General features: G+C 74.0%; 1 protein-coding gene. It reads right to left on the bottom strand.

Annotation, left to right across the window (positions count from 1 at the left end):
• Window positions 1–19176, bottom strand: a complete 19176-nt coding sequence (locus ACIODU_RS14660) for an amino acid adenylation domain-containing protein (protein WP_401767573.1) — start codon at window positions 19174–19176, stop codon at window positions 1–3.
• Window positions 19177–19278 lie beyond the last annotated feature (102 nt).

Below are 19278 nucleotides of genomic sequence, written 5' to 3'. Positions count from 1 at the left end.
TCACAAACGTGCGCCGGCGCGTGCCACCAGCGCTTCCAGGGCCCGGAACCACGTCTCCGCGAGGTCCCTGACATCTTCCTCGTCCAGCACTCCCGCCGGCCAGGACCAGTGTGCCGCGAGGACCGGGCCCTCGGGGCGGTCTTCCGTGACGACGTTGATGCCGAGGGCGTGGCCCTCGCGCATCGACGGGTCGGCGCCGATGTCGGCCGCGTCCTCCTCGGGCGCGTACGACCAGTCGGTCGCCTCGGGGATGCTGAAGCGTCCCAGGTAGTTGAACTCGATCCGCGGCGGTTCCAGCGCGGCGAGCACCGGGGCCGTACGGGGGTTGAGGTGGCGGAGCATGCCGTAACCGACGCCGTTGGCCGGCAGTCCGCCCAGGTGGCGCCTGACCCGCTCCAGCGCCTCGTCCACCGCCGGGCCGCCCGCGAAGGCGTCGGCCAGGTCGACGGGGCCCGGGTCGAGGCGGACGGGGAAGACGCTGGTGAACCAGCCGACGGTACGGGACAGGTCCGCGTCGCCGGTCAACTCCTCCTCGCGGCCGTGGCCTTCGAGGTCGACCAGCACCCCGCCCGCCGTGCCCCGGCGGCGGAGCCAGTCCGTCAGCGCGAGGGCGAGGCCGGTGAGCAGGACGTCGTTGACCGTCGCGCCGAGGGCGGCGGGGGCCGTGGACAGCAGGGGGTCGGTGTGTTCCGGCGGAAGGCGCAGCGCCATCTCCCGTACGGTGCCGGTGGTGTCGCGCTCCGGGTCCAGCGGGCGGAGCAGCGGGAGGGGTTGCGCGCCGTCCAGGATGCCGGTCCAGACCGGCAGTTCGGCCTCGCGGGCGGGGTCCTGCGCCAGCTCGGTGAGTTGGTGCGACCACTGGCGGAACGACGTCTCCACGGGGGCGAGTTCGGCCGGCCTGTCCTCGGCGACGTCCTGCCAGGCCGCCGCCAGGTCGGGCAGCAGGATGCGCCAGGAGACGCCGTCGACCAGCAGGTGGTGGGCCATCAGGAGCAGTCGGCCGGGGCGGTCGCCCGTGTCGAACCAGACGGCCTTGACGGCGTCGCCCGTCTCGGGGTCGAGCGCGGCCCGGGCGGCGTGGGCCCGGTCGGCGACGAGGGTGCTCAGGGCGTCCGGGTCGTTCGGGTCGAGGCCGGTCGCGTCCACGCGTTCGATCCAGCGGTCGGAGTCGAATCCGTCGGCCGGGGGGACGTCCAGGGACCAGTGCGGGGTGTGGGCTGTGCCGGTTGTCGCGGTCGTGTCCGTACGGATCAGCCTCGCCCGCAGCATGTCGTGCCGGACCGCCAGCGCCCGCAGGACGGCCGCCAGCTTCGGGCGGTCGAGTGCGGCGGGGGTCTGGACCAGGGCCGCCTGGTGGTAGCCCTGGAAGGGGCCGCCCAGTTCGCGCAGCCAGTGCATGACGGGGGTCGGCGGGACGCTGCCCGTGCCGTCGTCCGGGGTGCGGACCACCGGGGCCGCGGCCTGTTCGGTGGCGACGGCGCAGAGGCCCGCGACCGTACGGTGCCGGAAGACCAGGCGCGGTGTGATGCGCAGCCCGGCCGCCCGGGCCCGGCTGACCAGTTGCATGGCGACGATGCTGTCGCCGCCGAGGGTGAAGAAGTCGTCGTCGGCGCCGACTTCTTCGAGGCCGAGGACGTCGGCGAAGACGGCGGCGAGGGTCTTCTCCCGGGGGGTGGCGGGCGGGCGGCCCGTGGAGAGGGCGGTGAAGTCGGGCGCGGGCAGGGCCGCGCGGTTGAGCTTGCCGTTGGCGAGCTGCGGCAGCCGGTCCAGCAGGACGACGGCCGCGGGCACCATGTAGTCGGGCAGGTGCTGGGCGGCGTGGCCGCGCAGCCGGGCCGCGTCGGGGGTGCGTCCGGCCACCGGGACGACGTAGGCGACGAGTTGCTTGCGCGGTCCGTCCTGACGGGCCGTCACCACCGCCTGTGCGGTGTCGGGATGGCGGTCCAGGACGGACTCGATCTCGGCGAGTTCGACGCGGAAGCCACGGATCTTGACCTGGTCGTCGGCGCGGCCGAGGTAGTCGAGCATCCCGTCGGACGTCCAGCGCGCGAGGTCACCGGTGCGGTAGAGGCGGGATCCCGGGGCGCCGAACGGGTCGGCGACGAACCGTTCGGCGGTCAGCGCGGGGCGGTCGAGGTAGCCGCGCGCCAGTCCGCCGCCGGCGAGGTACAGCTCGCCGGTGACACCGGGGGGTACGGGCCGGAGCCGGTCGTCCAGCACGTAGGCCCGGGTGCCCGCGACGGGGCGGCCGACCAGGGGCCGGTCGCTGTCGCGGACCCGTGCCACCAGGGCGTCGACGGTCGACTCGGTGGGCCCGTAGAGGTTGAAGACCTCCGTGCCGCGCAGCCCCCGCAGCCTGTCCCACAGCGCCTGCGCTACGGCCTCCCCGCCGACGCCGACCACCGCGAGGGGGCAGGTGTCGCCGGAGACCAGGCCGGTGTCGGCCATCTGGGCGAAGAACGACGGGGTGACCTCCAGGAAGTCGAAGCCGTGCGTGACGACGGCCGCCGCGAGCAGTTCGGGGTCGCGGCGGGTCTCCTCGGACACGACGTGCACGCAGTGGCCGTCCAGCAGCCACAGCTGCGGCTGCCAGGAGGCGTCGAACGAGAACGACCAGGCGTGCCCGGCCCGCAGATGACGCCGGCCGGTCGCCGCGACGGCCGGGGCGTAGAGGGTCTCGCGGTGGCTGTGGAAGAGGTTGCCGACGGTCTCGTGGGTGATGACCACGCCCTTGGGGCGGCCGGTGGAGCCCGAGGTGTAGATCAGGTACGCCGGGTGGGCCGGGGTGAGCGGGGCCGTACGGTCCGCGTCGGTGAGGTCCCGTACGTCCGCCTTCGCGAGGCGGGTGACGGTCCCGGGGGCGTCGAGCACCAGGACCGGCACCTCCGACTCCGGGAGCAGCGGGGCGAGTTCGCGGGTGGTCAGGGTCAGGACGGGCCGGGCGTCGGCGAGCACGTCGGCCGTGCGGGCGGCGGGGGCGTCGGTGTCGACGGGCAGGTAGGCGGCGCCCGCCTTCTGCACGGCCAGGATGGCCGCGAGGGTGTGGGCGGTACGGGGCAGGGCGAGCGCGACGAACCGCTCGGGTCCGGCGCCCTGTTCGACCAGCAGCCGCGCCAACTGATTGACGTACGCGTTGAGTTCGGCGTAGGTCAGCTCGACGCCGTCGGACGCGACGGCGGGCGCGCCGGGAGACAGCCGTACCTGCCGCTCGAAGAGGGCGGGCACGGTGGTCGGCGGGGCCGGCAGGGCGCGGGCGTTCCACTCGTGCAGGATCCGGTGGCGCTCGCCGACGCCGAGGATGTCGATCCCGCTCAGGGGCCGGTCGGGGTCGGCGGCGACGGCGCGCAGCAGGCGGTGCAGCCGGTCGGCGAGGGCCTGCGCCGTCGACCGGTCGTACAGGTCGGTGCTGTATTCGAGGACGCCGTGCACCCCGCCGCCGTCGGGCTCCTCCACGAAGTCGAAGGAGAGGTCGAACTTGGCGGTGTCCTGGCCGATGTTCTCCTCGCGGGCGGTGAGCCCGGGCAGGGCGGGGCCGCCGGAGCCGGCCGCCAGGTAGACGACCATGACCTGGAACAGGGGGTGCCTGGCGAGCGAGCGCGGTGGGTTGAGGACTTCCACCAGCCGCTCGAAGGGGATGTCCTGGTGGTCGTACGCGGCGAGGTCGGTGTCCCGGACGCGGGCCAGCAGCTCGCGGAAGCCGGGGTCCCCCGAGGTGTCGGTGCGCAGGACCAGGGTGTTGAGGAAGAAGCCGACCATGTCCTCCAGCGCCTCGTCCGTGCGCCCGGCGATGGGGCTGCCGAGGGGGATGTCGGTGCCGGCGCCGAGCCGGGTGAGCAGCGCGGCTACGGCGGCCTGGATCAGCATGAACATACTGACCTCGCCGTCGCGCGCCAGTTCCCGGAGGGAGCGCGCGAGTTCGGGGTCGAGGGTGAGGTCCACGGACCCGCCCCGGTAGCCGGCCTCCTGCGGGCGCGGCCGGTCGGTGGGCAGGTCGAGTTCCTCGGGCAGTCCCTCCAGGGCCCGCTTCCAGTGGGCGAGTTGGCGGGCGGCCGGGCTGGCGGGATCGCGCTCGTCGCCGAGGACGTCCCGCTGCCAGAGGGTGTAGTCGGCGTACTGCACCGGCAGGGGCGCCCGCCGCGGGGCGAGCCCGGCGGCCCGCGCCGTGTAGGCGGTGGCGAGGTCGCGGGTCAGCGGCAGCTCGGACCATTCGTCACCGGCGATGTGGTGGACCAGGACGAGGAGGACGTACTCGTCCTCGCCCAGCTCGAACACCGTGACGCGCAGCGGGGGTTCACGGTCCAGGGCGAAGCCGTGCGACGCGGCGGCGGCGAGCAGGCTCGCCAGGCTCTCCTCGTCGGCGGGGACGACGTCGACGGCGAGGTCGTACGAACCGGGGGCGAGGATCCGCTGGTAGGCGGTGCCGCCCTCGTCGGGGAAGACCGTGCGCAGCGTCTCGTGCCGCTCCGCCAGGTCGGCGACGGCGGCGCGCAGGGCGGTGGTGTCCAGGGCGCCGGTCAGCCGCCAGGCGGAGGGGATGTTGTACGTGGAGCTGGGCCCCTCCACCTGGTGGAGCACCCAGAGCCGCTGCTGCGCCGACGAGAGGGGGAGCCGGTCGGGACGGGTCCTGGGGACGAGCGGGGGCCGGGGCGCGCCGCTCGCGCCGTCGGTCGCGGCCGACCGCTGGGCCAGTTCGGCGACGGTGGGCGCGTCGAAGACCGTACGCAGCGAGATCTGCGTACCGAGTGCGGTGCGGATCCTGGCGACGAGCCGCATGGCGAGCAGGGAGTGGCCGCCGAGGGCGAAGAAGTCGTCGTCGATGCCGACCCGTTCGACGCCGAGGACGTCGGCGAACTGCTCGCAGAGGATCTCCTCGCGCGGGGTGCGCGGGCGCCGGCCCTCGGGCACGGCGGTGACGTCGGGGGCGGGCAGGGCGGCGCGGTCCAGCTTGCCGCTGACGCTCCGGGGCAGCGCCGTCAGCGGGACGAAGGCGGCGGGCACCATGGGGGCGGGGAGCGCGGCGGCGACGTGGGCGCGCAGGTCCGCCGGGCCGGGGACGTGGGCCGCGTCCGCCGGGACGAGGTAGGCGACCAGCCGTTGTACGCCGGGGGTGTCCTCGCGGACGATCACGGCGGCGGCGGCCACGTCGGGGTGTGCGGCGACCTGGGCCTCGATCTCGCCCAACTCGATCCGGAATCCACGCAGTTTCACCTGGTCGTCGGCGCGGCCCAGGAATTCCAGGGTGCCGTCGGCGCGGCGCCTGGCCCGGTCGCCGGTGCGGTACATCCGGCTGCCGGGGGCGCCGAACGGGTCGGCGGTGAAGCGTTCCGCGGTGAGGGCGGGCCGGTGCAGGTAGCCGCGGGCGAGCCCCTCCCCGGCGAGGTACAGCTCTCCCGCCACGCCGACCGGGACCGGCCGGAGGACGGCGTCGAGGACGTGGGCGCGGATGTTGGCGAGCGGGGCGGCCCATGTGCGGCTGTCGCCGGCGTTGTCCATGGTGCCCCTGGCACCGCTGTGCCAGCCGTACGCGTCGACGGCGGACTCGGTGGGTCCGTACAGGTCGTGGACGACCGTGCCAGGCAGGGCGCGGAGCTGGTCCCACAGGGGGGCGGGGGTGGCCTCGCCGCCGACGGCGAGGACGGCGGGCACCTGGCTGCCGGGGGCCAGGAAGCCGTGGTGGGTCAGTTCCTTCAGGTAGGTGGGGGTGACGTCGAGGAAGTCGATGTGCTGGTCGGCGAGTTGGGCGAGGAGGGCGGCCGGGTCGGTCATCGTGGTCTCGTCCACGACGTGCAGTTCGTGTCCGGCGAGGAGCCAGAGCAGCGGCTCCCAGGAGCCGTCGAAGCTGAACGAGGCCGCGTGCAGGGCGCGCAGGACGGTCCGTCCGGCGGCGCGCTCGGCGGGCAGGATCAGGTCCTCGTGGTGGGAGGCGAAGAGGTTGCTGAGGCCGCGGTGGGTGCCGAGGACGCCCTTGGGACGGCCGGTGGAGCCGGAGGTGAAGATGAGGTAGGCGGCGCTCGCGGGGTGGATGGCGGGCTTCGTGAGAGGTCCGGGGTCCGCCGCCTCCTCCGCCTCCTCGGCGAGGAGCGTGTCCAGCAGGACGTACGGGTGACCGGTCTCCGGCAGCTTCGCCGTCAGGTCCTCGGTGGTGAGGACGCACAGCGGCGCCGCGTCCGTGAGCATGAATTCCAGCCGGTCGGCCGGATATTCGGGGTCGAGCGGCAGGTAGGCGGCGCCCGAGGCGAGGACGCCGAGGATCGCCGGGACCATCTCGGCCCGGGGCAGGGCGAGGCCGACGACCGTCTCGGGGGCGGCGCCGCGCCGCAGCAGGGCGCGGGTGACGGCATCGGCCTTCGCGGACAGCTCGGTGAAGGTCAGCCGCCCGTTCGCGGTGACGAGGGCGGTGGCGTCCGGCCGGTCCCGTACCGCCGCGTCGAACAGCTCGGGGACACCGCGGGTCTCGATGGGCCGGTCCGTGTCGTTCCAGGTGGTCAGGGCGGCGGTGGCCTCGTCGTCGGTGAGCACCCGCAGGGCTCCGACGGCCCGTTCCGGCGCCTCGGCGACCTGCGCCAGCAGGCCCACCAGGCGTGCGGCGAGGCCGGCCGCCGTGCCGGGGTCGACCAGGTCGGTGGCGTACTCCAGGAGCAGCACGAGCGACCGGTCACCGCCGTGGTCCACGAAGGTGAAGTCGAGGTCGAACTTGGCCATGCCGGTGTCCATGTCGTACCACTCGGTCTCCAGGCCCAGCAGGTCCGGATCGCCGTCGGGACGGTAGTGGTAGCCGAGCATGACCTGGAAGAGCGGGTTGCGGTCCGCGACGCGCGCCGGGTTGACCGCCTCGACCACCCGGTCGAAGGGGAGATCCTGGTGCTCGAAGGCCGCGAGCGCGGACTCCCGTACCCGCGCGAGCAGTTCGGCGAAGGTGGGGTCTCCGGTCAGGTCCGTGCGGAGCACGAGGGTGTTGACGAAGAAGCCGACGAGGTCGTCCACGGCCGCGTCCGTGCGGCCCGCGATGGGCGCGCCGAGCGGGATGTCGTCCCCGGCGCCGAGGCGGTGCAGGAGGGTGGCGGTGGCGGCCTGGAACAGCATGAACATGCTGACGCCCTGGGCTCCGGCCAGCTCCCGTAGGGCGCTGCCGGTGTCCGCCGGCAGTTCGACCCGTACGACTCCGGCGTGGCCGGTGGCCTGTGCGGGGCGGGTGCGGTCGAGCGGCAGGACGAGGTCGTCGGGCAGGTCGCGCAACGTCTCGGTCCAGTAGGCGAGTTGCCGTTCCCCCACCTCCGCGAGCAGGCGGTCCTGCCAGAGGGTGTAGTCGGCGTACTGCACCGGCAGGGGCGCCCACGTCGGCGCGTGCCCCTCGGTCCGTGCCGCGTAGGCGGTGTTGAGGTCGGCGAGGAACGGCCGGTCGGACCACTCGTCCGTGGTGATGTGGTGGAGCACGACGGCCACCACCTGGTCGGCGGGACCGAGGCGCAACACCTCGGCCCGAAGGGGGAGCTCGGTGCTGAGGTCGAAGGGGCGGCGCTGTGCCTCCTCGACGCGCGCGGCCAGGTCGGCCTCGGCGCAGTCGGAGACGGTCAGCGCGGGACGGGCCTCGTCGGCGGGGACGATCCGCTGGTACGGCTCTCCCTCGTGCTCCTCGAAGCGGGTACGGAGCGCTTCGTGACGTCCCGTCACATCGTGGAGGGCGAGCCGCAGCGCGTCCAGGTCGAGGGTCCCGCGCAGCCGGAAGACGAGCGGGAAGTTGTAGGCGACCCCGTCACCGGTGATCTTTTCGACCAGCCAGAGCCGCCGCTGGGCGGCGGACAGCGGAACGCGGTCGGGACGGCGCGCGGCGGGTTCCAGGACGGGGCGGGCGGGCTGTCCGCCGTCGGTGCGGCCGGCGAGGAGTTCCGGGGTCGGGGCCTCGAAGAGGTCGCGGATGGCGAGTTCGGCGCCCAGTTCGGTGCGGGCGCGGCTGATGAGCCGGGTGGCGAGCAGGGAGTGCCCGCCGAGGTCGAAGAAGTTGTCCTCGGCGCCCACGGCGGGCAGGCCGAGCACGTCGGCGAAGAGCCGGCACAGGATCTCTTCGCGGGGCGTGCGAGGGCCGCGGCCCTCGCCCCGGGCGGCGGCGGGCTCGGGATCGGGCAGCGCCCGGACGTCGAGCTTGCCGTTGCCGGTCATCGGGAGGCGCGGCAGGACGGCGAGGGCGGCGGGCACCATGTAGTCGGGCAGCGACTCCTTGAGGTCGTCGCGCAACCGCCGTACGAGACCGCCGGAACCGCGGGTGGTGGTCGGGGTGTTGGCGTACGGCGGGGTGCCGCCCTGGGGGCGGTGGAGACCGGCCGTCAGGCGCGGGGCCGTACCGTCGTCCCGTACGAACACCGCTTCGTAGCGGCCGATTTCGGCGGACCAGGTGGTGAGGGTGCGGTACCCGAGGCCGGTTGCCAGGTCGCGCAGCTCTTCGGGTTCCACTCCCCCGTCCGGTACGGCGTGCGGACGGCCGGTGTCCAGGGCGCGCAGGGCGGCCAGTTCACCGGCGGTACGGGCGTCGGGGATGCCGGTGACGCGCAGCTGTCCGGGGCGCCGGTCGCGCAGGTGCCGTACGAGCGTGGTCTCGTCGGTCCAGCTCGTCACGGGCGCGTCGGTGAGCCGGAGTACGTCGTCCGCGCCAGCCGACTCCCGGTCCGCGTCCGGCCATTCCCGGTAGAGGACGGCGTCGTAGCGGTGGCGGGTCAGTTCGTTCTGGTGGCGGCCCGCCTTGGTGCGCAGGTCGACGCCGAAACCGAGGGTGCTGAAGTAGTCGGGGTCGACGAGGAGTTCCTTCTCCAGCGCGATGCCCCGGTCCACGGCCCGCCGTACGGTCGCGGCGTCCGTGCCCTCGTCGACGCGGGTGAGCTGGATGGCGGCCTGGAAGGCGCGGGCGAGGCGCGGGTTGCGTACGTCACCGACGAACAGGGCGCCGCCGGGGACGAGGAGATCCATCGCGCCGGTGATGACCTCGGTGAGGTGGTCGACGCTCGGGAAGTACTGGATGACGGAGTTGATGACGACGGTGTCGAAGAAGCCGGTGGGCAGCCCGTCGGTGATGTGGGCGGCCTGGGCGCGCAGTTCGACCTTGGCGGCCAGTCCGGGGTCCTGCCGCAGGTCCTCGCCGATCTTGCGGATGACGGGCGCCGCGAAGTCCGTGGCCCAGTACGCCTCCGCGTCCGGCGCGAGCTGCGAGAGGAGCAGCCCGGAACCGACGCCGATCTCCAGGATGCGGCGGGGCCGCAGCGAGCGGATGCGCTCGACCGTGGCGGCCCGCCACTCGCGCATGTCCTCCAGCGGAATGGGAGCGCCGTCGTACGAGCTGTCCCAGCCCGCGAAGTCCTCGGTGAAGACGGCGGTGTCGATCTCGGTGTACTCGGCGGAGTAGATCTCCTGCCATTCGCCGATCTGCTCGCGTTCCGCCTCTTCCTTGGCGGCGCCGGTGAGTTCGGCCGGGACGACGTAGCCGATGAGGCGCTGGGTGCCGGGTGCGGACGGGTCGTCGCGGGCGATGACGGCGGCCTGGGCGACCTGGGGGTGCCGGTCGAGCGCGGCCTCGATCTCACCGAGTTCGACGCGGTAGCCGCGTACCTTGACCTGGTCGTCGGTGCGGCCGAGGAAGTCCAGGTTGCCGTCGGGGCGTCGGCGTACGAGGTCGCCGGTGCGGTACATCCGCTCGCCCGGTTCGCCGAACGGGTCGGCGACGAAGCGTTCGGCGGTCAGGCCCGGCCGGTCGAGGTAGCCGCGGGCGAGGCCGACTCCGGCGATGTACAGCTCGCCGGGGACACCGTCCTGGACGGGCCGCAGCCAGGCGTCCAGGAGGTGGGCGCGGGTGGCGCGGATCGGGCGGCCGACGGTCGGGGTGGCGCTGTCGTCCGTACCGCCGCCGAGGGTGTTGATGGTGTATTCGGTGGGGCCGTACAGGTTGTAGCCGTACGTGCCCTCGGTGTCGCGCAGCCGGTTCCAGACGGTCTCGGTGACGGCCTCGCCGCCGAGCAGGACCAGCGGGGGCCGGTGGCCGTCCAACAGCCCTTCTTCGATGAGGAGATGGGCGTAGGTCGGGGTGACGTTGACGACGTCGATCCGCCGTTCCTCGCAGTACGCGACGAGCGCCTCGGCGTCGCGGCGCAACTCCTCGTCGCAGATGTGCACTTCGTGGCCCTCGACCAGCCAGAGCAGTTCCTCCCAGGACATGTCGAAGGCGAAGGACACGGTGTGCGCGATCCGCAGCCGCCGGCCGCCGGCCGACGCGATGGCGGGTTCGAAGATCTCCTTCTGGTGGTTGAGCTGCATGTTGGTCAGGCCCCGGTAGGGGGTGACCACGCCCTTGGGGCGGCCGGTGGATCCCGAGGTGTAGATGACGTACGCCGGGTGGTCCAGGGCGAAGTCGACGTGCACCGGCCCCTCGGGCAGCGCGGCCAGTTCGGCGACGACGGCGGCGTCGTCCAGCAGGACGCGCGGGACGTCGCCCTCCAGTGTCTCGGACACGGCGGCGGTGGAGAGGAGGAGCAGCGGCCGCGCGTCTTCGAGCATCAGCGCGAGACGGTCGGCGGGGTGATCGAGCTCCAGGGGGAGGTAGGCGGCGCCGGTGCGCAGGACGGCGAAGAGCGCGACGACCATGTCGAGGGAGCGCGGCAGTCCGAGCGCCACCACTCGCTCCGGGGCGGCGCCCCGGGCGATCAGCAGCCGGGCCAAGCGGTCGCAGCGGGCGTCGAGTTCGGCGTAGGTGAGCGTGCGGCTGCCGAAGACCAGGGCGGTCGCGTCGGGGGTACGGGCGGCCTGGGCGGCGAGGAGGTCGGCGACGGTCTCGTCGGGGACGGGCTCGCGGCTCGCGGCGTTCTCCCGTACCAGCGCGGCCCGTTCGGCGGGCAGCAGCGCGTCGAGCCGGCCGACGGGCGCCGAGGGGTCGGCGGTCAGCCCCTCCAGGAGGAGGGTGAACCGGGCCAACAGGGTCCCGGCGTAGGGGTGTTCGATGAAGTCGGGGCGGTAGGAGAGGGTGATCCGCACGCGCTGTCCCGGCGTGACGACGAGGTTCACCGGGTAGTGCGTGGCGTCGACGTTGGCGACGGCGGTGGCGCCGTGCAGGTCGCGCAGTGCGGCGAGGCGCTCCTCGGTGTCGGCGTTGCGCAGCACGAACAGGGTGTCGAAGAGCCTGCGGTGGCCGGTCTCGGCCTGGAGGACACCGAGGCCCAGGTATTCGTGCGGCATGAGGGCGAGCCGTTCGCCCTGGATGCGGCGAAGCAGGTCGAGGACCTGTTCGGCCGGGTCGAAGGCGATGCGGGCAGGCACGGTGTTGAGGAACATGCCGATGACGTTCTCGACGTCCGGCACCTCGCTCGGGCGTCCCGCGACCGTCGTACCGAACACGACGTCGGTGCGGCCGGTGGCACTGGCGAGGGCCAGCCCCCAGGCGGCGTTGAGGACGGTGTTGAGGGTCAGGCCGTGCCGGCGCGCGGTGTCGCGCAGCCGGTCACTGGCCTCTGCGGTCAGGTCGGTGTCGAGGCTGCGCGGGATGACGGGTTCGAGCCCCCGGTCGGCCGCGGCGGGGACGAGCAGGGTGGGCTCGTCCAGTCCGGCGAGCGCGGCGCGCCAGGCGCCGGTGGCGTCGTCCTCGTCCTGCTGGTCCAGCCAGGTGAGGTAGTCGCGGTAGGAGCCGGGGCGCGGCAGGTCGCGGGCGTCGCCGCCGTTCTCGTACAGGGCGAACAGCTCGTCCAGGAACAGCCAGGCGGACCAGCCGTCCCAGAGGATGAGGTGGCGGCCGATGACCAGCCGGTCGCCGCGCTCCCCGCCGAGGCGGATGAGCAGCAGCCGGAAGAGCAGCGGGCGGGTGAGGTCGAAGCGGCGGCCGCGTTCCTCGTCCATCAACTCCCGCAGCCGGTCGTCCTGTTCGGCGGCGGGGAGGCCGGTGAGGTCGACCTCTTCGAGGGGGACCTCCGGGTCCTTCACGATGAACTGGACGGGCCGGCGCAGCCCTTCGCTGGTGAAGCCGGCCCGCAGGCTGGGGTTGCGGGCCAGCAGCACCTTGGTGGCGGCGCGCAGACGGGCGGTGTCGACGCGGGCGGCGAGGTCGAAGGACTCGTGGACGGTGTAGACGTCCAGGGCGCCGTTGTCGTACGTGGAGTGGAAGAACAGGCCTTCCTGGAGCGGCGCGAGGGGCCAGATGTCCTCGACGGCGCCGGGGGCGATCCGCTCGACGCGGGCCGTCTCCTCGGGGGTGAGCGAGAAGGAGTCGGTACGGTTCCGCTCGGCCCGCTCGGTGGTTGTCGCCTCGGTGGCGAGGGTCGCGGCGGCCACCGCGAGGGCGGCCGGGGTGCGGTGCTCGAAGATGTCGCGGGGGCTCAGGCCGAGGCCCGCGCGGCGGGCGCGGCTGGAGACCCCGATGGAGCTGATGCTGTCGCCGCCGAGGAGGAAGAAGTCGTCGTCGGCCGAGACGTCCGCCAGCTTGAGGACGCCCGCGAAGATGTCGGTGAGCGCCTGCTCCCGGGCGTCCTTCGGGGCGCGGGCGGCGGCGCGGACGGTGGTCGGGGCGGGCAGGGCGGCCCGGTCGAGCTTGCCGCTGGGGGTGAGGGGCAGGGCGTCGAGGACCACGTAGGCGGTGGGCACCATCGGGGCGGGCAGCGCGCCGGTGAGGAAGGCCTGGAGCGCGGGGGCGTCCAGGGCGTGGCCCGAGGCGGGGACCGCGTACGCCACGAGTGTGTTCTCGCGGACGGTCACGGCGGTCTGCGCGACGCCGGGTGCGCCGAGGAGGGCGGCCTCGATCTCGCCGAGTTCGACGCGGTTGCCGCGCAGTTTGACCTGCCGGTCGGTACGGCCCAGGTACTCGACCGTGCCGTCGGGGCGGCGCAGGACCAGGTCGCCGGTGCGGTACATGCGGGTGCCGGGCGGGCCGTACGGGTCGGCCGTGAAGCGTTCGGCGGTGAGCGCGGCGCGGCCGTGGTAGCCGCGGGCCAGCTGGACGCCGGTGAGGTACAGCTCGCCGGGGACGCCCGCCGGGACGGGGCGCAGGCAGGCGTCGAGCACGCGCAGTCCGGTGTTCCAGACGGGGCGGCCGATGGGCACGGTGGTGGTACCGCCCCCGGTGTCGTCCGTGTACGCGTGGTGGGTGACGTCCACGGCCGCCTCGGTGGGGCCGTACAGGTTGTGCAGGGGCACGCCGGTGAGCGCGTGCCAGCGGCTCGCGGCGGAGACGGTCAGGGCCTCGCCGCTGCTGAGGACGCGGCGGAGAGTACGGGCCCACCCGGGGTCGCCGGTGACCTCGTCGGCCGCCAGGAACGCGTCCAGCATCGACGGCACGAAGTGCATCGTGGTGACGCGCTCGTCGCGGACGAGCGCGGCGAGGTAGGCGGGGTCGCGGTGGCCGTCGGGCTTGGCGAGGACGACGGCGGCGCCCTCGGTCAGCGGCCAGAAGAACTCCCACACGGACACGTCGAAGCTGGACGGGGTCTTCTGGAGCACGCGGTCGTCGGCGCGCAGGCCGAACGCGCCCTGCATCCAGGCGAGTCGATTGACGATGGCGCGGTGGGTGACGACCACGCCCTTGGGCCGGCCGGTGGATCCGGAGGTGTAGATGAGGTAGGCGGGATCGTCGGGTCCGGCGGCACGCGGGGTCGCCCGGCCGGCCGGGGTGGCGGTCCCGGCGGACGCGTCGTCGTCCGGCGCGTCGCCGTCCGGTGGGTCATCGTCCGGGGCGTCGTCGTCCGGCGCGTCGAGCACCAGCGCGGTCACGCCCTCCGCGCCGGGCAGCCGGGCGGCCGACGCGGCGGTGGTGACCACCGTGGCCGCCCCCGAGTCGGTGAGCATGTGCGCCACCCGGTCGGCCGGGTAGTCCAGGTCGAGCGGGAGGTAGGCGGCGCCGGACTTGAGGACGCCGAGGAGGGCGACCATCAGCTCGGTCGAGCGGGGGACGGCGACCCCGACCACCTGGTCGGGTCCCGCTCCCCGGGCCCGCAGGCGCCGGGCCAGCCGCTCGGCGCGGGCGTCCAGCTCCGCGTAGGTCAGGTGTTCGTCGCCGAAGACGACCGCCGTGGCGTCCGGCGTCCTGGCGACCCGGGCCTCGAAGGCGGCGGAGAGAGTGGTCGCCGGTATCTCGCGCTCGGCGCCGGCCAGTTGGGCCCCGGACCGCTCGGCCGGGGAGAGCAGGTCGATCCGCGCGGCGGGCTGCGCCGGGTCGTCGGCCAGCGCCTCCAGGATCAGCGCGAGCCGGCCGGCGAGCGCCCGGACGGTGTCGCCGTCCAGCCGCTCGGCGTGGTGCTTGAGACGCAGGTCGAGCCGCCGGCCCGGCTTCACGATGAGGGCGAGCGGATAGTGGACCGCGTCGTGGAACGCGCGGCCGGTGATCCGGACCGTCCCCGAGGGGTCGCGCAGGTCGGTGTCGGCCGGGTAGTTCTCGAACACCAGCAGGGTGTCGAAGAGTTCACCGCCGCCCGCGAGACCAGTGAGGCGCTGGATCTCCGCGAGCCCGAGGTGCTGGTGGTCCAGGAGCTGGGCCTGCTCGTCCTGGAGCCGGCCGAGGAGGGCCGCGAGGGTATCGGCGGGGTCCCAGGTGAAGCGGGTCGGCAGGGTGTTGATGAACAGCCCGACCATCGACTCGATGCCGTCGACCGCGCCGTCACGGCCGGAGACGGTGGTGCCGAACACCACGTCCTGGCGGCCGGTGAGCCGTCCGAGCAGCAGGCCCCAGGCGCCCTGGACGACCGTGCCCAGGGTGACGCCGTGTTCGCGGGCACGGGCGGCGAGCCGTCCCGTGGTCCGCTCGGACAGCTCGACGCGGACCTGTTCCGGCCGCATCGGCGTGCCGTCGGCGGGGGTGGTGACCAGCCGGGTCGGCTCGTCGAGCCCGGCGAGGGCGGTGCGCCAGGTGGCGCGGGCGGCCTCGCGGTCCAGGCCGGCGAGCCTGCGCAGATACGTGCGGTACGGAGCGACGTCGGGCAGCGGGGCGGTGCCGGGCCCGGAGCCGTACGACGCCATCAGCTCGCGATGCAGCACCGGCAACGACCAGCCGTCCGCCACGATGTGATGGAACGTCAGAATCAGGGCGGCGCGCTCGGGGCCGAGGCGCACGAGCGCGCAGCGCAGCAGCGGGGGCCTGGCCAGGTCGAAGCGGCGGGCGCGTTCGTCGGCGGCGACGGCCTCGGCGAGGGAGTCCCGTACGGACACGTCCTGGGCGGTCAGGTCGATCTCGCGCCAGGGCAGGGTCAGGCCGCCGGCGATGATCTGCACGGGTGCGCCGTCCGGGCCCGGCCGGAAGGCGGCGCGCAGGGGGGCGTGCCGGTCGAGGAGGCTCTGCGCGGCGGTGCGCAGGGCTTCGCCGTCGAGGGGTCCCGCCAGCTCGATGACCTGCTGGACGACGTACGCGTCGCGGTCGGAGCCACCGACGAGGGAGTGGAAGTAGAAGCCCTCCTGGAGCGGGGTGAGCGGCAGCAGGTCCCGTACGGCCAGCGGGTCCGCGCCCTGGATCTCGGCGAGTCCGGCGGCGGTGACCGCGACGAGCGGTTCCTCGTGGTCGGTGGAACCGGTGCCCGTACGGTCGACGGCGACGGTCGCGAGCGCGGCGACCGTGCGGTGCCGGAAGACGTCGCGGGTGGTGAGCCGGATCCCCTCCTTGCGGGCCCTGATCAGGAGTTGGATCGCGGTGATGCTGTCGCCGCCGAGGGCGAGGAAGTCGTCGTCGACGGTGACGGAGCGCAGGCCGAGCACCTCGGCGTACAGGCCGCAGAGCAGCGTCTCCCGGGCGTCCCGGGGGGCGCGGCCCGAGCTGAGGGCGCCGTAGTCCGGGGTGGGCAGGGCCTTTTCGTCCAGCTTGCCGCTGGGGGTGACGGGGAGCCGGTCCAGCGGGACGAACGCCGACGGCACCATGTACTCCGGCAGCCGGTCGGTGGTGTGCGCGCGCAGGGTCTTCATCAGCGTGGTGATGTCACGGAAGGGCACGGGCCGGTTGGCGTGCGGGAAGCTCCCGCCGGGCCGGTAGACCGTGCCGAGCGGCGCGTCGCCCGCCGCGAGGACGACGTCGAGGCTCCCGTCGTCGGCGTGGCCGTTCCAGGTGACGGCGCAGCGGTAGCCGTGCCGGGCGGCGAGGGTGTGGAACGCCTCGGGGTCGATCCCGGCGGGGGCGGGGCCGCTGCTGTCCTCCAGGGCGCGCAGCGCCGAACTGTCCTCGTCCAGGCGCCCGTTGGGCACACCGGTGACGCGGATCCGGCAGGGGTGTTCGCCGAGGAGGGCGGTGAGCGCGTCGAGTCCGCCGAGCGCGGACCAGCGGATCTCCCGCGAGTCCTGCGGGTCGGGAACGGTCGGGGGCAGCCCGGTCGCCGCGGCGGACGGGCGCAGGACGACGTCGTACCGGTAGCGGCTCAACTCGTTCTGGTGGACGGCCCGTTTGACGAGGACGTCCGCCTCGTAGCCGGGCAGGGCCGTGAAGTAGTCGGGATCGAGGAGCAGTTCGCCCTCCCAGCGGACGGAGCGCTCGACCGCCGCGCGCAGCGCGGTCTTGTCGTTCTCGTCCTGCCCGGCCGTTCCCCGGCTCTCGACGGCGGCGCGCAGGGTCCGCAGCAGCCGCGCGTTCCGTACGTCGCCGACGAAGACGGCGCCGCCGGGCGCGAGCAGGGCCGTCACCTTGCGCAGCACCTCGGCGAGGTAGTCGGCGCTCGGGAAGTACTGGGCGACGGAGTTGATGACGACGGTGTCGAAGAAGCCCTCCGGCAGGCCCTCGGTGTCATGGGCGGGCCGGGCCGACAGCTCGACGCGCGCGGCCAGTTCCGGCACGGCCCCGACCTGCGCGCGCAGCGCCCGTACCGCCTCGTGGGAGACGTCGGTGCCCCAGTACGCCTCGCTGTCCGGGGCGATCCTGGAGAGGATCAGGCCGCTGCCGACGCCGATCTCCAGCACCCGGCGGCCGGGGCCGAGCGCGCGGATGCGGTCGACGGTGGCGTCCCGCCACTCGCGCATCTCGTCGACGGGCAGGGGGGTGCCGTCGTACATGCTGTTCCAGCCCGCGAAGTTCTCGCGGAAGCCCTGGCCCTCGGACCCGGCGGCGCTGTAGAGCAGTTCGTGCAGGTCCTTCCACTCCTCGACCTGGGCGGTCTCGTCGTGGCCCGGTTCGGTGTCGAGCGAGGGGACGATGTACGCGGCGAGCCTGCGCTCGCCGGGGCGGTCCTCGCGGGCGACCACGGCGACCTGGTCGACCGCCGGGTGGCCGCGGAGCACGGACTCGATCTCGCCCGGTTCGATGCGGAAGCCGCGGATCTTGATCTGGGTGTCGGCGCGGCCGAGGAACTCCAGGCGCCCGTCGGCCTTCCACCGTACGAGGTCACCGGTGCGGTAGAGCCGTTCGCCGGGCGCGCCGAACGGGTCGGCGACAAAACGCTCGGCGGTGAGGGCGGGCCGGCCGAGGTAGCCGCGCGCGAGGCCCGCGCCGCCCAGGTACAACTCGCCGGGCACACCGGCCGGGACGGGTCGCAGGCGCGCGTCGAGGACGTAGGCCCGGGTGCCGGGGTCGGGGACGCCGATGGGGACGATCGTGCCGGCCGGGGTGTCGGGGTCGCAGAGGCCGAGGGTCGAGTTGGTGGTGGCTTCGGTGGGACCGTACGCGTTGAACATCATGCGGCCGCGCGCGTAGCGCCCGACGAGTTCCGGCGAGACGCGCTCGGTGCCGGCCAGCAGGGTGGCGGCGGGCGGCAGCCGGACGTCGTCGGGCAGGGCCGCGAGCAGGGCGGGCGGCAGGATCATGAAGGTGATGCCGTGGGTGTTGGCGTAGTCGGCGAGAGGGGCTGCCGGCACCCGCAGTTCACTCGGTACGACCACGAGGCGGCCGCCGGAGAGCAGGCCGAGGCAGAGGTCCCAGAACGCCACGTCGAAGCTGGGCGAGGCGAATTGGAGGACCCGGCTGTGCGGTCCGATGCCGAAGCGCTCGCTCTGGGTGGCGACGAGCTTGGCGACGCCGGTGTGGGAGAGGACCACTCCCTTGGGGCGGCCGGTGGATCCCGAGGTGTAGATGACGTACGCGGCGTTCAGGACGGTGAGTTCACCGCCGCGGTCCGTGTCGGTCGGGTCGTGGGCGGGGCGCCCGGCCAGTTCTTCGGCGGTCTCCGGCAGGTCGAGGAGGAGCGTGGCGATCCCGTCCGCCGGGTCCTGCGCGTCCTGAGGGAGAAGTTCGGCGTCGGCCGTCGTGACCAGGCAGACCGGCCGGGCGTCCGCGAGCATGTACGCGATCCGGTCGGCCGGGTAGTCGCGGTCGACGGGCAGGTAGGCGGCGCCCGACTTGAGGACGGCGACCTCGGCGACGATCAGGTCGGCCGAGCGCGGCAGGGCGAGGGCCACGACCCGCTCGGGGCCGGCGCCCCGGGCGATCAGGGCGTGCGCGAGGCGGTTGGCCCGTTCGTCCAACTCGGCGTAGGTCAGGCGCTCTTCCTCGAAGACGAGCGCGGTCGCGTCCGGGCGCAGGCGGACCTGCTCGGCGAACATCGCGGGCCAGGTGGCGGCCGGGACGGAGTGCTCGGTGGCGTTCCATTCGACCAGCAGCCGGTGGTGCTCTTCCGGGGTGGTCAGGGCCAGTTCGCCGACCGCCGCCTCCGGCCGGGCGACACCGTCCGCCAGCAGGGTCTCGTAGTGGCCGAGGAGCCGGTCGACGGTCGCGTCGTCGAACAGGTCGGTGCGGTACGTCGCCTGCACCTCGCCCGGGACGACGTCCAGCGCCAGGTCGAGCGTGCCGGGTATGTCCTCGTCGGCGCTGTTCGCGCCCGCCGCGCGCCACGGGACTCCCGTCCCGGGGTCCGCGTCGAACGCGGTGTTGAAGAACAGTCCGCCGCCGCGCGTCGGCGCCGGGCGCAGCGCCCCGACCAGCGTCCGCAGCGGCACCCGGTGCTCCCGGGCCGCCGCGAGGGCGTCCTCCACGCGCCGTACCAGCGCGCCGAAGGTGGGGTTGCCGCCGAGGTCGACCCGTACGGGCAGGTTCTCGAACCCCACGGTGAGGTCGGCGGCGCCGCTGTACCGGTGCAGCAGGGCGAAGTAGGCGGCGAGCAGGGTCTCCGCCGCGGCCGGGGTGTCCGTGCGCCGGGTCCGTACCGACCGGCCCCCGGAGGGGGACACGGGGTAGGGGCGGTCGGCCGGCAGCGCCGTCTCGGGTGAGAGCGGTGCGAGCGCGTTCCGCCAGTAACCCACTGCTTCTTCGATAGCGGACACGGTGGCCGCGCCTCCCCAGACAGGTCGGTCCCCGGTTCGGTGGAGCCCGGGTCGGACGCCATACTAAGGTAAGGGTTACCTAATCAAAAGCACCCACCCGGA

The organism is Streptomyces sp. NPDC088261 (assembly GCF_044740805.1).
In the GTDB taxonomy this organism is placed as follows: domain Bacteria; phylum Actinomycetota; class Actinomycetes; order Streptomycetales; family Streptomycetaceae; genus Streptomyces.
The sequence above is the reverse complement of the archived record's forward strand: the minus strand, read 5'-3'. Positions and strand labels throughout refer to the sequence as shown.